Source organism: Micromonospora sp. NPDC048169 (assembly GCF_040652815.1).
GTDB lineage: Bacteria > Actinomycetota > Actinomycetes > Mycobacteriales > Micromonosporaceae > Micromonospora.
The window spans coordinates 1-13538 of sequence record NZ_JBEZMS010000043.1; the positions used below are offsets into that span (position 1 = coordinate 1).

The 13538-nt window shown below is 74.9% G+C and carries 16 protein-coding genes; 8 read left to right on the forward strand and 8 right to left on the reverse strand.

Annotated elements, in window-relative coordinates; genetic code table 11:
• Positions 1–374: 374 nt before the first annotated feature.
• From AB0D28_RS25940 to AB0D28_RS25965, 6 genes are read left to right on the forward strand one after another with little or no spacing between them, the layout of a single operon-like run.
• The gene (locus AB0D28_RS25940) at positions 375–824 is read left to right on the forward strand and encodes a hypothetical protein (RefSeq protein ID WP_357389867.1); all 450 of its coding nucleotides are present in this window, start codon (positions 375–377) and stop codon (positions 822–824) included.
• A complete protein-coding gene (locus AB0D28_RS25945) occupies positions 821–1288 on the forward strand; it encodes a roadblock/LC7 domain-containing protein (RefSeq protein WP_357389869.1) in 468 nt (155 codons plus the stop codon). Before AB0D28_RS25940 ends, AB0D28_RS25945 begins: the two co-directional genes overlap by 4 nt.
• Positions 1285–1734, forward strand: coding sequence for a DUF742 domain-containing protein (locus tag AB0D28_RS25950; RefSeq protein WP_357389871.1), 450 nt, complete (start codon positions 1285–1287; stop codon positions 1732–1734). The genes AB0D28_RS25945 and AB0D28_RS25950 overlap by 4 nt, the downstream gene beginning before the upstream one ends.
• Positions 1712–2473, forward strand: coding sequence for an ATP/GTP-binding protein (locus tag AB0D28_RS25955; RefSeq protein WP_013288868.1), 762 nt, complete (start codon positions 1712–1714; stop codon positions 2471–2473). Before AB0D28_RS25950 ends, AB0D28_RS25955 begins: the two co-directional genes overlap by 23 nt.
• A gap of 47 nt (positions 2474–2520) precedes the next feature.
• Positions 2521–3024: a hypothetical protein gene (locus AB0D28_RS25960; RefSeq protein WP_357389873.1), complete on the forward strand. Its 504-nt coding sequence runs from the start codon at positions 2521–2523 to the stop codon at positions 3022–3024.
• Positions 3025–3061: 37 nt separating this feature from the next.
• A complete protein-coding gene (locus tag AB0D28_RS25965; RefSeq protein WP_357389875.1) occupies positions 3062–5299 on the forward strand; it encodes an AAA family ATPase in 2238 nt (745 codons plus the stop codon).
• A 57-nt stretch (positions 5300–5356) separates the two neighbouring features.
• Here the strand turns inward: AB0D28_RS25965 and AB0D28_RS25970 are convergent, their stop codons facing one another.
• From AB0D28_RS25970 to AB0D28_RS25985, 4 genes are all read right to left on the reverse strand, one after another.
• Positions 5357–6391 (reverse strand): SRPBCC family protein, encoded by a 1035-nt coding sequence (locus tag AB0D28_RS25970; protein WP_357389877.1) that lies wholly within the window; start codon positions 6389–6391, stop codon positions 5357–5359.
• 3 nt (positions 6392–6394) lie between these two features.
• On the reverse strand, positions 6395–6829 hold the full coding sequence (locus AB0D28_RS25975) for a hypothetical protein (RefSeq protein WP_357389879.1): 435 nt from the start codon (positions 6827–6829) through the stop codon (positions 6395–6397).
• Between the two features lie 137 nt (positions 6830–6966).
• Entirely contained in the window at positions 6967–7476 is a 510-nt protein-coding gene (locus tag AB0D28_RS25980) for a GNAT family N-acetyltransferase (protein ID WP_357389881.1), read from the reverse strand.
• A 150-nt stretch (positions 7477–7626) separates the two neighbouring features.
• Positions 7627–8529: a hypothetical protein gene (locus AB0D28_RS25985; protein ID WP_357389883.1), complete on the reverse strand. Its 903-nt coding sequence runs from the start codon at positions 8527–8529 to the stop codon at positions 7627–7629.
• A 150-nt stretch (positions 8530–8679) separates the two neighbouring features.
• On the opposite strand from AB0D28_RS25985, the gene AB0D28_RS25990 reads away from it, so the two are divergent.
• Complete coding sequence (locus tag AB0D28_RS25990; protein WP_357389885.1) at positions 8680–8892, forward strand: hypothetical protein; 213 nt, start codon at positions 8680–8682, stop codon at positions 8890–8892.
• 6 nt (positions 8893–8898) lie between these two features.
• Here AB0D28_RS25990 and AB0D28_RS25995 read toward each other — a convergent pair whose 3' ends face one another.
• From AB0D28_RS25995 to AB0D28_RS26010, 4 genes are all read right to left on the reverse strand, one after another.
• Positions 8899–9372 (reverse strand): DUF3263 domain-containing protein, encoded by a 474-nt coding sequence (locus AB0D28_RS25995; RefSeq protein WP_357389887.1) that lies wholly within the window; start codon positions 9370–9372, stop codon positions 8899–8901.
• A gap of 136 nt (positions 9373–9508) precedes the next feature.
• On the reverse strand, positions 9509–10522 hold the full coding sequence (locus tag AB0D28_RS26000) for an ABC transporter permease subunit (RefSeq protein ID WP_357389889.1): 1014 nt from the start codon (positions 10520–10522) through the stop codon (positions 9509–9511).
• Positions 10519–11517: an ATP-binding cassette domain-containing protein gene (locus tag AB0D28_RS26005; protein ID WP_357389891.1), complete on the reverse strand. Its 999-nt coding sequence runs from the start codon at positions 11515–11517 to the stop codon at positions 10519–10521. The genes AB0D28_RS26000 and AB0D28_RS26005 overlap by 4 nt, the downstream gene beginning before the upstream one ends.
• Before the next feature lie 96 nt (positions 11518–11613).
• Positions 11614–12399 carry a DeoR/GlpR family DNA-binding transcription regulator gene (locus AB0D28_RS26010; RefSeq protein ID WP_357389893.1) on the reverse strand — a complete coding sequence of 262 codons (786 nt, stop codon included), beginning with the start codon at positions 12397–12399 and terminating at the stop codon, positions 11614–11616.
• Positions 12400–12598: 199 nt separating this feature from the next.
• Here AB0D28_RS26010 and AB0D28_RS26015 point away from each other — a divergent pair, with 199 nt between their 5' ends.
• Positions 12599–13528 carry a sugar isomerase gene (locus AB0D28_RS26015; protein ID WP_357389894.1) on the forward strand — a complete coding sequence of 310 codons (930 nt, stop codon included), beginning with the start codon at positions 12599–12601 and terminating at the stop codon, positions 13526–13528.
• Positions 13529–13538 lie beyond the last annotated feature (10 nt).

Here is a 13538-nt window from a genome sequence, read left to right on the forward strand (position 1 = left end):
GGGCGGCCCGGGCGGGGGGGGGGGGCCCGGGCCCCCCCCCGCCCCGGGGCGCGGCCCCGCCCCGGGCCGCGCCCCGGGCCGCGGGGCCGGCGCCCGGCCCGACCCGGACCCCGCAGCCCGCCCGCCCGGCCCTGGCGCCGTCCGCCGGGCCGACGCTCGCACCGCCGCCCACCGGCCCGGCCCTGGTGCCGCCGCCCACCGGCCCGGCGCTTGTGCCGCCGCACCGTCCGGCGCAAACGCCGGCGGCGGGCCCGGCCGCGGCCCCGGCGCTCGCACCGCAGCACCGTCCCGGGCTCGCACCGCAGCACCGGCCGGCACCCGCGCCGCCGCCGGGTGGTGCCCGCCCGCCGGCACCGGCCGGGTCACCGCCGGCCATGCCGGCGCCGACCGGGCCGAACCCGGTCGGCCCGCCCGCCGGCCGGCCCGGCACCCGGTCGCCGATCCGGCAGCGGGTACCCGGCGCGAACCTGCCGGCCGCCCCGCCGGCCGCGCCGGCCGGTCCGGCCACCGGCGGTCCGCTGATCGGCGTGCCGGCGGATCCGTCGAGCGTCCGGGCCCTGGTCGAGGAGTTCGAGGACGGGGTACGGCGGGCCCAGGGCGACGTCGGCGGCACACCTCCGGTGGCGGAACGTCCCCGGCTCAGCCGGCGGGTGCCCGGCGCGAACCTGTCCGTCGCTCCGACGCAGTCCGTGCCCCCCACCAGCTCCGACCCCGGCGATCCCGTCGAGGTCCGCAACCGGATCAGCGAGTTCGAGGCGGGCGTCGCCCGTGCTCTGCGCGAAGTCAGTACCGACCGCCGCTACGAAGAGGACCCATCACGGTGACCAGCCCCTTCCTCCACGAGAACGTCGAACAGAGCACCGCCACCGGCGACCTCAGTCCCGAGGCACGCACCTTCAACTGGCTGCTCGACTCGTTCACCTCCAGCACCGCCGGGGTGATGGAGGCGATCGCGGTCTCCTCGGACGGGCTGCTGATGGCCATGTCCGCGATCAAGGACCGGTCCAACGCGGAACGGCTCGCCGCCGTCGTCTCCGGCATGACCAGCCTCGCCGGGGGTGCCGCCAGCTGGTACGCGCTCGGCGCGCTCAACCGGGTGATCGTCGACATGGCCGAGGGGTACCTGCTCATCAGCGCGATCAGCAGCGGCTCGGTCCTCGGCGTCGTCGCCGACCGCACGGCCAACCTGGGCACCGTGGCGTACGAGATGACGCTGTTCGCCGGCCGGGCCGGCGGCGCGCTGAGTCCCCGCCTGATCGCCGAGCTGAAGAACGCCGTACAGCAATGATCCCGGGGGCCGCCGGCGCGGACCCGGAGCCGGAACCCGGCATCCGGATCCGCCCTTTCCTGAACGCGTCCGCTCCGGCACCGGAGCCGGACGCGGTCGACGGGGAGCCGACCGGCCCACGCCCCTTCGTGCTGACCTCCGGACGGGTGGACGGCGACCCGGCGATCGGCCTGGAGACCCAGGTCACCGCTCACCCGGGCAGCACCTCGTGGGCGGTGACCGCCCGGTTGGCCCCGGAACTCGCGGCGATCGTCGCGATCTGCGCCGAGCCCGTCTCGGTGGCCGAGATCTCCGCCCGGACCCGGATGCACTTCGGGGTGACCCGGGTGCTGGTCGGCGACCTGCGCGCCGCCGGCCATCTCGACGTGCACGTCGCGGACGTCGACGACGCCCTCGATCCCGACATCATCCTGCGAGTGATTGATGGACTTCGTGCGATCTCCTGAATGGCCGGCAGCCGCCACGGGCGGGCCGGCCGCCAACAGCGCGCCGAGCCGCTACGGCGGCCCGGCGCCGCTGATCGGCCGGGCCACACCACCCCCGCCCACCCCGCCGCTGCCGTACCTGCCGCCGGGTGTGCCGCCGGCCGAACCGGCCCCGATCGTCAGCCGGGTGCCGGCGCCCCGGCCGCCGATCCCGGTGAAGATCCTCATCGCCGGCGGCTTCGGGGTCGGCAAGACCACCACAGTCGGCGCGATCTCCGAGATCGCGCCGCTGACCACCGAGGCGGAGATGACCACCGCCGGCATCGGCATCGACGACCCGGGCGGGGTCGCCGGGAAGACCACCACCACCGTGGCCATGGACTTCGGCTGCGTGACGATCGACCGCAGCCTGAAGCTCTACCTCTTCGGTACGCCCGGCCAGGCGCGCTTCGGCTTCATGTGGGACGACCTGGCCCGGGGCGCGCTCGGCGCGCTCGTGGTGGTGGACAGCGCCCGGCTCGACGACTGCTACCCCGCGATCGACTTCTTCGAGCGGTCCGGGCTGCCGTTCGCGGTGGGCGTCAACGCCTTCGACGGCCGGCTGGCCCTGGACCTGCCGTCGATCCGCTGGGCGCTGGCGATCGGTGAGCACGTGCCGCTCGTGCAGTTCGACGCCCGGGACCGCCTCTCGGTACGGGACGCCCTGCTCGTCGTCCTGGACCGCGCGCTGGACCGGGCGACCCGATCCCGGGCAGGCTGAGAACCGGCAGTCGTTTCGATCCGTTGTCTGGCGAAGGGGTGGACGCCATGAGAGGTGATCTGGACGAGACACTGGCCCGGATGGCCCGGCGCGAGGAGGCGCTGCGCCGCCGGGGGCCGATGGCCGGGCAGCCCGCCGGTACGCCCGAGCGGGACGTGCCGGCGGAGATGGCGGAGCCGGCGGACGAGCCGGGCGACGGGCGGGCGGGGCACGGCGCGTACCGGCTGCGCGGCGGCGACGCTCCGGTACGGCGTGACCCGGTCGAGGAGGTCGCCGAGGCGGTCCGCCGGGTGGTGGCCGAGCACCCCGGACTGGCCGTGACGCTCCGCGTGGAGCTGGGCGAGCAGGCGTACCCGCTGCGGGTCTCCTGGTCCGGCACCGCGGTGACGGTGGGCCCGGCGGCGCCGCCCGCGCCGCCACCGGCATGGCCCATGTCGGTGAAGACGGTGCCGGCACCCGGCCACGACCCGCTGGAGTCCGACCCGGCGGCCCGGCTGGCCGAGATGATCCGGCGCGACCCCTCGCTGCTGGACGACCCGGGCCCGCGGTGACCGGGCACCTGATGATCCGGGCGGCTACTGTCGGCGGGTGGCCGAACCCGACCTGACCCTGACCGCGACGCTGCGGCCGGCCGCGCTGGACGCCCGCCGCGGCGTGGTGCGCCTGCACCCCGAGGTGCTCACCGCGCTGGCGCTGCGGCCCGGCGACCCGGTACGCCTGACCGGCCGCCGGGTCACCGCCGGGATCGCGGCCGCCGCCGAGGCGAGCACCAGCGGCGCCCTGTTGCACGCCGACGACCTGCTGCTGGGCAACCTCGGCCTGCGAGCCGGCGGTCAGGTCACGGTGAGCCCGCTACCGGCGACCCCGGCACGCCGGCTCACCCTGTCCGGCCCGCCCGCCGTGGTCGCCGCGGTCCCGCCGGAGATGCTGCGGCTCGCGCTGCTGGGCAAGGTGGTCACCGCCGGGGACGACGTCTCGCTGCTGCCGCAGGACGTGCTCCCGGACGCCGCCGTGCGCGGCCTGATCGAGGCCGCGCGGCGCAGTCTCGCCAGTTCCGTCGGGTACGCCTGGACCAGCACGCTGCTCACCGTCGTGTCGGCCGAACCGGCGGTCGGCGCGCTCGTCACCATGGACACGGTAGTGGGCTGGGAACACGGCCCCGCCACCCGCGGCTCCGGCCCGGCGTCCTCGGCCTCCACCGCACGCGTCTCCGCCCCCGCCACGCCGCCCGGGACGGAACCCGACAGGGACCTGCTCGGCCCGGAGGACGCGCCCGACGTGGACGAGCTGCCCGGCCTGCGCGCCCAGGCCGAGGAGCTGACCGAACTGCTGGACCTGGGCTTCCACCACCGCGAGGTGCTGGGCCGGCTCGGCACCACCGTCTCGCTCGGTGTGCTGGTGGAGGGCCCGGCCGGGTCCGGCAAGTCCGCGCTGGTGCGCGCCGTCGCCGCCAGGGTCGGCGCGGGCGTCCGGCCGCTCTGGGCGCCGGAGCTGGCCGCGCTCACCGACGACGCGGCGGCCGGCCGGCTGCGCGAGGCGGCCTCGGCGGTACGCGCCGGTGGCACCGCCGTGCTGCTTGTCACCGATGTGGAGGCGATCGCCCCGGCCGACGAGCCGGGTCCGCTGGCCACCGTGTTCCGGCAGGTGGTGGCCGAGACGCTGCGGGCCGGCGTGGCTGTGGTGTGCACGACCGGACGCCCCGAGGCGGTGGACCCGGCGCTGCGCGGCCCGGACCTGCTCGCGCTGCGGATCACCGTGCCGCTGCCCGACGCGGCGCTGCGCCGCGAGCAGTTGACGGTGCTGACCCGCGAGGTGCCGCTCGCCGGTGACGTCCGGCTGGACGAGGTGGCCGGCCGTACCCCCGGGTTCGTCGCGGCGGACCTGGCGGCGCTGGTGCGCGAGGCCGGGGTACGCGCGGCGCTGCGCCAGAAGACGGCGGAGACCCCGAGCGTGGCGATGGCCGACTTCACCGCCGCGCTGGAGGTGGTCCGGCCGACCACGATGTCCGCGTCCACGCTGGAGCTGGCGTCGGTGACGCTCGACGACGTGGGCGGGCTACACGAGGTCAAGCAGACGCTCACCGAGTCGGTGCTGTGGCCGCTCACCTATCCGGACACGTTCGCCCGGCTGGGCGTGACGCCGCCACGCGGGGTGCTGCTCTACGGTCCGCCCGGCTGCGGCAAGACCTACCTGGTGACCGCGCTGGCCGGCTCCGGACGGGCGAACGTGCTGTCGGTCAAGGGCGCGGAGCTGCTCTCGAAGTGGGTGGGTGAGAGCGAGCGGGCGGTCCGGGAGCTGTTCCGCCGCGCTCGCCAGGCCGCGCCCACGCTGGTGTTCCTGGACGAGGTGGACGCGCTGGCCCCGGTACGCGGGCAGGCCACCGACGGCGGTACGACCGACCGGGTGGTGGCGGCGCTGCTGACCGAACTGGACGGGGTGGAGGCGCTGCGCAACGTGGTGGTGGTCGGTGCGACCAACCGCCCTGAGCTGGTCGACCCGGCGTTGCTGCGTCCGGGCCGGCTGGAACGGCTGGTCTACGTGCCCCCGCCGGACGGTCCGGCCCGTACGGAGATCCTCCGCGCGTCCGCCCGGGACGTCCCGCTCGCGCCGGACGTGGACCTCGACGCGCTCGGCGCCGAGCTGGACGGCTTCTCCGCCGCCGACTGCGCCGCGCTGATCCGGGAGGCGGCGCTCGCCGCCATGCGGGAGTCGTTGAACGCGAGCACCGTGACCGCCGCGCACGTCGAGGCGGCCCGGGCCCGCGTCCGGCCCTCCCTGGACCCGGTGCAGCTCGCACACCTGGAGTCGTACGCCACCGGCCGGTAGCGACCGGCCGGCTCCCCGGGCGGCCGGTCAGCTCCCAGCGCGAGGGCGCGCGGCCGGTCAGCTCTCGCCGCGGCGGCGCGCGGCCGGGCGGCGGGGCGGCTCCGGGACACGGCGGCGGCGCCCGGGTTCCCCGCGCCCGCGCGCCTGCCGGTCGCGGGAACGCTCCGCCGCCGACCGGACCGGCTGGCCGGCGTACTCGTCGTCGCCGAAGTCGTTGCCCTCGTCGTAGGCGGCGTACTCGTCGTCCGCAGGCCCGGCGTCACCCCGCTCCTCCCGGAGCGCGGTCGCGTGGTCCCTGACCACCCGGGAGTCCTCGATCTCGCCGCGCCAGCCCTCGACCGCGTCCGGGTCGAGCACGGTCCGGGTCATCACGTGCCGGACGAAGTGCCTCAGCTCCAGCCGGACCCGGCGGCCCTGGGCCCGCCACAGGTTGGCGGTGTGCTCGACGAGGCCGCGCGGGTGGTACTCCAGCACGACCAGGATCCGGGTCAGTTCCGGGGCGACCTCGTGGAAGCTGACGGTGCCGTCGACGGAGCCCTTCTCGCCTGTGGACCGCCAGTGGACGAGCCGGTCCGGGACCTGCCGGACGATCGTGGACTGCCAGCTCCGGCGCGACCAGAGCATCCGCGCCGTCCAGGTCATCTTCTCGTCGGCGTCGCAGTCGGCCCGCTCGACCTTCCGCATGAAGCTCGGGAAGTCGCCGAACGTCGTCCACTGGTCGTACGCGACCCGGACCGGCACGCCGACCTCGATCGCCTCGACGATGTTCGTGACCCCTGGCGTACGGCCGCCCTCCCGGCCTCCCCTGCGCACGCCGAACGCCGCCATCAGCTTCTCCCTACCGCCGGCCAGGCCGGCCTGGACCATCGCCTTGACCGGGGAGGCGCCCTCGGCGAGCCGGTGCGCGCCGGTGGCGGCGGCCACCAGGCCCGGATCGCCGTCGCGCTTCGCGTACTCGCTCAGCCGCCCGGTGGCGTCGGTGACCCGGTCGGTGACCACCTGCACGGCCCGTTCACCGAGTGCGGTGGCGAGGTTGCGCAGCTCGCCGCCGATCTGGTCGCGGGCCCGGTCGGCCAGGCTGCTCGTCGCCACGGCTCACCGCCCCCGTTCGGCAGGGGCCGGCACCGGCTCGTCCGGCTGGTCGTCCAGCTCCGGCTCCTCATCGGGCGCGGAACGCTCCTTCCCCGGCGCGGAGCGCTCGGCGGCCGGGCGGGCGGTGCCGGTCCTGCGGCGCAACGCGTCGGCGCCCCCGCGCAGCCGTCCGCCGATGGCGTCGATGCCGTTGCCGGCGGCGGCGGTCGCGGCCGCCCGCCCGGCGGCCACCAGCGGCGGGCCCAGCCCACCGAGGCTGCGCAACTGCGGGCTCGCGGCCATCAGGTCCGCGCCGAGCTGCTTCAGGCCCCCGGGGTGCCGGCTGGCCCGCCCGGCGGCGACCGCCGCGGCGAGCGTCAACGCGGTACGCATCTTCTTCCGGCGACCCAGCAGGTAGCCGAACCCGACGGCGAACGCCACCCGTGCTCCGCTTCTCATCCGCTCTCCTTCGCGCTCCCCGGGAAGTCGCGGGCCCGGAGACGCGGGCTACCCGTCAGCCCGTCGGAGAAACGTCTCCGCACGAGCGCGGGCCGCCCACCGAGGCGGTGCCGGGCGGAAGGACCGGATGCGGGGATTCAGCGGATCGGCAGGGCGGAGTCCAGGGACATCCGAGCGCGGAGTTTCCCGTCTTCCTCGCGCAGTTCCGCGCCGCACTTACGCAGCACCGAGATCGCACCCGCGTTGTCCGGGGTGGTGTCCGCTACCACTGTGTGCATCCCGGCCGCGGCGGCGGCGTGCAGCAACTGGCGCAGCGCGGCGACGCCCAGGCCCCGGCCGCGCGCCGACCGGCCGAGCCACATGCCGGTCTCCACGGTTCCCGGCTCGTCCCGGCGCGTCATCCGCACCATGCCGACCACCTCGCCGCCGGAGACGATCGCGTACATGACCGTGCCGGTGGGGCCGTTCAGTCCGCCGAGGCTGGCGCGGTGGAACTCGCGGAACGCGTCGCGGCGGGCCAGCGACCAGCCCGCCGGGGCGTCCACCGGAGGCATGACGTCCTCCGGTTCCGCCTCAGCCGCCGCTACGGAGAGCAACGGTTCCAGGTTCCGTTCGTCCACCGGCTCCAGCCGTACCGCACCCGTCACGTCGCGAAGTCTGCCGCCCGCTGTCCGAGTCGTCCACCGCTTTGGAGAGGGATTGCCGCTATGGCCGAACGCCTCGTCCGGTCGTACCCCCGGGGTGTTCCCACCTCACGCTGCGTTGTCATCCGACCGGTCGTTCCGGGGTGAGCGTGGTCACGGGCGGGGATCGAACTCGCAGAGCACGGCCGAGGCGTCGTCGGTGCGCTTGTGCCGTCGCAACCGGTCCGGGTGCTCCCGCTCGGCCGCGCGGACCCGGTCGATCAGCCCTTCCGGGCCCTCCCGGGTGAGCACCTCCAGCAGCCCGGCCCAGTCGAGGAGGCCGAACTGGTCGACCACGCAGGACACGCCGTCGCTGAGCAGCGCGGCCCGGCGCAGCGCCCCCGGCCCGCGCAGCGGAAGCGTCCCGGTCAGCGCGTGGTACGCCGCGTCCGGGTCGGTCGCCGCCGCCCAGTAGCCGTGGGTGCGGTTCATCCGGGTCCGCTGCACTGTCGTCGCGCGCCGGAACCGGGTCGCCGGATCGGTCTCGCCGTCGGGCAGCGCGGCGGCGGTACGGCGCAGGTCCGTCACCGCGGCCGCCAGCCGGTCGTCGGTGACCACCTCGATCCCGCGGTCGGTGTCGAGCACCAACGGGCTGTCGCAGAGCACCAGGTAGTCGACCCGGTCGCCGCTTTCCCTCAGCAGGCAGACGGTGGACGACGGGGTGCCGGGATGGTCGAGGTCGCACGCGCCGCCGTGGTCGGCCCGGACCGCGAGGATCGCCGCCGCGAGGCTGCTCACCAGCGTGGCGGCGGGGCGGGCCGCGATCGCCAGGCCGATCCGGGCGGCCAGGTGCCGGACGAACCAGGCGGGACCGTGTACGCAGCCGGTGTCGAAGCCCTCGGGCACCGTGGCCCCGTCGAGGACGCCGACGAGCGGGCCGAACCGGAAGACCACGTCCTCGTTCTCCGCGCGGCCCGGCGCCGGGTCGGAGGCGGAACGCACACGCATCACCGGTGCCTCCCCGGCCGGGCGGGCCGGTCCGCCGCCGATCGCGTACTGCCGGTCTGGTGCCCCCATCGTCGCCCTCCGTCCGTCGTCGCCGGCCGCCTACCCGGACCGCGCCCGGTCATCCGCCGCCGACCCGATCGAGGTAACTGTGCGTCATCGACGCCAGACCTTCGGTAGCGTCGAACGCGACGGGTCGGTGGCGGTGACAGGGGGTACGAGATGTTGGAGCGGCTGCACGAGGGTGGCATCCGGGCGGAGCACGCCTACCTCGCCGGATTCGTCAGCACCGGCCTCTCGGTCACGAGCTGGTTCCTTTCCAAGCACATGGAGCGCGCCGGGGTGGCGCGGGCGGACCGCTGGGGCATCTTCATCGGCGAGTGGGCGCCGACGTTCTTCGCCATCGGCAACGGGCTGCGCACATACGAGAAGTGAGCCCGGTCAGCGTCGCCGGTTACGGGCGCGCGACGACCGCAGCCGGCGCAGCCGGCCGACCAGCACCGGCTCGGCGGCGAGCGCGGCCGGCTGGTCGAGCAGGGCGTTCAGCAGCTGGTAGTAGCGGGTCGCGGAGAGCCCGAACGTGTCCCGGATGGCCTGTTCCTTGGCGCCGGCGTGCTTCCACCACTGCGCCTCGAAGGCGAGGATCCGCTGCTCCCGCTCGGTGAGGCCGGTCGGCGTGGCGACCGCGTCGGTCGCGTCTGCCGCATCCGGCTCGACCGGCGCGGCGGACTCGACGGGCGACGACCCGGGCTCGGCCGGTCGCGCGGACTCCGACGGCGCGTCCGGCTCCGGCGGTGCCGTGGACTCGACGGGAGGAGCGGTGCGCGGCGGCGGAACGGTCCCGCCCGCGTGGCGCGTACCCGCTGCCGGGCCGGACCGGTCGACGGCGGCCCGCTGCGGTGCGTCGGCGGACATGGCGCTCCTCTCCGACGGCGGGTGACCGGCACGCGGAACGCGCCGGCCGGGGGAGCCCCAGCGTAACCAGGGCCGCCCCCTGCCGCATCGGACGCGGGGCCCGCGCCGCCGGCCGGAGCCGGCGGCGCGGACCAGGTCAGGCGATGTCCCGCCGCCGCATCGTCCAGAACGCGGCCACGAGCGCGCCCACCAGCGCCACGCCGAACACCACCGCCGACTGCTGCCAGGTGACCAGGTACGTCGCCGGCTCGCAGGAGCCCTGGGAGAACTGGCAGGTGTCGTAGTCGAACAGCTCCGCCTGCTTCAGGAACCACGACTGGGCGTACGTGGACAGCACGTACCGGTCCCCGAACTGGACCCCGAGCACCGCCACCGCGATCCGGATGCCGATCTCGCTCACCGCGAAGATGCCCACCGCCGCGCCCAGCGCCATCGCCGTGTGCCGGCCGAGCGAGGCCAGCGCGAACCCGACCGCCGCCACGAGCAGCGTCATCCCCAGCGCCCGCAGCCCGTCCAGCCCGATCGACTGCCACACTCCGGAGGTCATCTTCGCGGTGCTGCCGCGCTGGCTGGCGATCAGCCAGAACGCCGCCGTCCACAGGGCGCCGAGCACCACCGTCAGGCCGAACACTGTGGTGAGCAGGGCCGCCAGCTTGGTGCCCAGCACGGTGAGCCGTTTCGGCCGCCAGAGCAGCAGGTTCATCATCCCGCCGGTGTTCCACTCGGCGCCCACGAAGGAGGCGCCGACGATGAAGCCGAACAGCGCCACGGAGGCGGCGAACACGGCGATGAACAGGGGGAACTCGGCCCGGAAGTCGAACTGGTACGGCAGGTACCACTTCGCCTCGAACATGTCGGGCTGCGGCTGGTAGTCCTTGCCGCAGTTCGGGCCGTACCGTTCCTCGGTCTTCTCGCCGCGCGCCTGGGCCGCCTCGCACTCCGCGATGGTGCGCTTCCATTCCGTCAGCGCGGACTGGTAGTCGTTGGTCGCCTTGGCCTCGGCCTCGGCCACCACGACGGGCGAGAGCTTCTCGCTGGAGAAGCTGAACGCGGTCGCGACGGTGGCCAGGCCGAGCACCAGCAGCACGAGCATCAGCCGGGTGACCCGGCGCTTGCCGAGCCGGCGCAGCTCGGTGACGAACAGGCTCATGCGCCCCAACCTCCTGCGGTGCCGGTCTGGTCGACCTTGGCGGACTGATCGACCTGACGGTGCTGGCCGGGAACCGGCGCGGTGGCGGTCAGTTCGAGGAAGACGCTCTCCAGGTCGACAGCGACCGGGGTGAGCTCGCTGACGTAGAGGCCCTGCTCGGCGAGGAGCCGGCTGACGGTGGCCGGCTTGTCCACGCCGGACAGCATCAGGTGGTCCGGCTCGGCGGCCACGCGGACCCCGGCACGGCTGAGCGCGTCGGCGGCCTGCGGCAGGTCGCCGACCGCCTCCAGGCGGACCCGCACGGAGCCCTGGGAATGGGCCGCGAGCACCTCCTCGACCGGCCCGAACGCGACCCGGCGGCCGAGCGAGATGATGGTGACCGAGTCGCAGATGAGCTGGATCTCGCCGAGGATGTGGCTGGAGAGCACCACTGTCATCCCGGCCTCGGACAGCTCCCGCATCAGCCCGCGCATCTCCCGGATGCCGCCCGGGTCGAGGCCGTTGGCCGGCTCGTCGAGGATCAGCAGCTTGGGGTTCTTGAGCAGCGCGGAGGCGACCGCCAGGCGCTGCTTCATGCCGAGCGAGTAGGTCTTGACCCGCTCGCCGGCCCGGTCGCGCAGCCCGACCAGTTCCAGCACCTCGTCGACGCGCTGCTTGGGCAGCTCGCCGGCCTGGGCGAGCAGGCCCAGGGTGTCCCGCGCGGTGAAGTGCGGGAAGAACTGCGGGCTCTCCACGATGGCGCCGACCTGGCCGGCGACCGCAGGCAGCGCGTGCGGCAGCTCCTGGCCGAGAATGGCCATCCGGCCGCCGTTCGGCTTGATCAGGCCGAGCAGCGTACGCAGCGTGGTGGTCTTGCCCGAACCGTTCGGACCGAGGAAGCCGTGCACCTGGCCGGCCTCCACTCGCATGTCGAAGCCGTCGAGCGCGTGGCGTACCCCGCGCTTCCGGCTCCGGTACGTCTTACGGAGACCTTCGATCTCCAGGACAGCCGACACAGCTGACCTCCCCCGATAAGTAGGCGTCAGCGACACCATACGCGGTATGCACGCGATGGCAATACCCGGTATGCAGTGTCGGCGTGTCGGGGGAGGTCAGGCGCAGACGACGTGCACGCCCGCGTCGCGGAACGCCGCCACCACCTCCGGGGACGCGCCCGAGTCGGTCACCAGCGTCTCCACCCGGTCCACCGAGCAGATCCGCGCGAACGCGTGCCCGCCCAGCTTCGAGGAGTCGGCTATCACCACGACCCGCTTGGCCCGGGCCACCATGAGGCTGTTCATGGCCGCCTCGCCCTCGTGGTGCGCGGCGGCGCCGAGCTGCGGGTCGATCGCGTCCACGCCGAGCAGCGCGACGTCGAGCGTGACCTCGCGCAGCAGCGCCCCGCCGAGCGGGCCGACCAGCTCGAACGACTTGGGCCGGACCACGCCGCCGGCCACCACCACCTTCATCCGCGAACGCACCAGCAGCTCGTTGGCGATGTTCAGCGCGTTCGTCACCACTGTGAGCTGGGCGCCCTCGGCGCTGGTGTTGAGATCCGGACGGACCGCCAGCGCCCGGGCCACCTCGGTGCTCGTGGTGCCGCCGTTGAGGCCGACCACTGTGCCCGGCGACACCAGCGCGGCGGCGGCCGCGCCGATCCGCTGCTTCTCGGCCGAGTGCTTCGCGGTCTTGTAGCGCAGCGGCAGGTCGTAGGAGACGCCGTTGGCGACCGCGCCACCCCGGGTCCGTGTGATCATCTGCTGCTGGGCGAGCTGGTCGAAGTCACGCCGGATGGTGGCCTGGGAGACGTCCAGCCGCCCGGCCGCCTCCTCGACGCTGACCCGGCCGCTGTCGGTCAGCATCTCCAGCAGCGCGTTCCAGCGCGCGTAGCGGTCCACCGCGGGGCCCTCCCCAGACTGTGCGTGAACGGTGATCGGTTGCGTGCACACTAGTGCGCGAAACTGGGTCCGCGCAAAACCCTGCGCTGCGCGAACTGGGAGACGGTTGCCACGACCACAGGGTTTCACGCAGAATGACGCGCGAAAGGCGGCCGTATCGCGCCGTATTGCGCAAGGTCTCCCCTGGGGAGGAGTTGTCATGGCGTACGTGCACGCGGAGATCGCGAGCCAGCCCGACTGCTGGCGGGAGGCGGCGCGACTCGCCCCGACCGTCGCGGAGCACCTGCCGCGCCCCGGCGAGCGGGTCGCCGTGGTCGGTTGCGGCACGTCGTGGTTCATGGCGATGGCGTACGCCGGGCTGCGCGAGGCCGCCGGCCAGGGCGAGACCGACGCCTTCCAGGCCAGTGAGTTCCCGGCCGGCCGCCACTACGACCGGCTGATCGCGATCACCCGCTCCGGCACCACCACCGAGGTCCTCGACCTGCTCACCGCGCTGCGCGGGCGGATCCCCACCACGGTCCTGGTCGGCGACCCGGACTCGGCCGCCGTCGCGCTCGCCGACGCCACTGTCGCGCTGCCCTTCGCCGACGAGCGGGCGGTGGTGCAGACCCGCTTCGCCACCACAGCGCTCGCGCTGCTGCGCGCCCACCTCGGCGAGGACCTGGGCCGCCTGGCCGCCGACGCCGAGGTCGCCGTACGCGCCCCGCTGCCGATCGACCCGGCCGGCATCGAGCAGGTCACCTTCCTCGGTCGCGGCTGGACCGTCGGGCTGGCCCAGGAGGCCGCGCTGAAGTGCCGCGAGGCGGCCACGTTCTGGGCCGAGGCGTACCCGGCCATGGACTACCGGCACGGCCCGATCTCGGTGGCCGCGCCCGGCCGGCTGGTCTGGGCGTTGGGCGAGATCCCGGACGGGCTGCCCGAGGACGTGGCCGCCACCGGCGCCGCGTTCGTGCACAGCCGCACGCACGGCTGGCGCACGGTGCTGACGAGCTGGTCGGCGGGGCGCAACCCGGTCGATCCGATGGCCGACCTGATCCTGGCCCAGCGGTTCGCGGTCGCGCTGGCCACCAGCCGCGGCCTCGACCCGGACGCGCCCCGCCACCTGACCCGGTCCGTGGTCCTGGCATGAGCGAACGCAC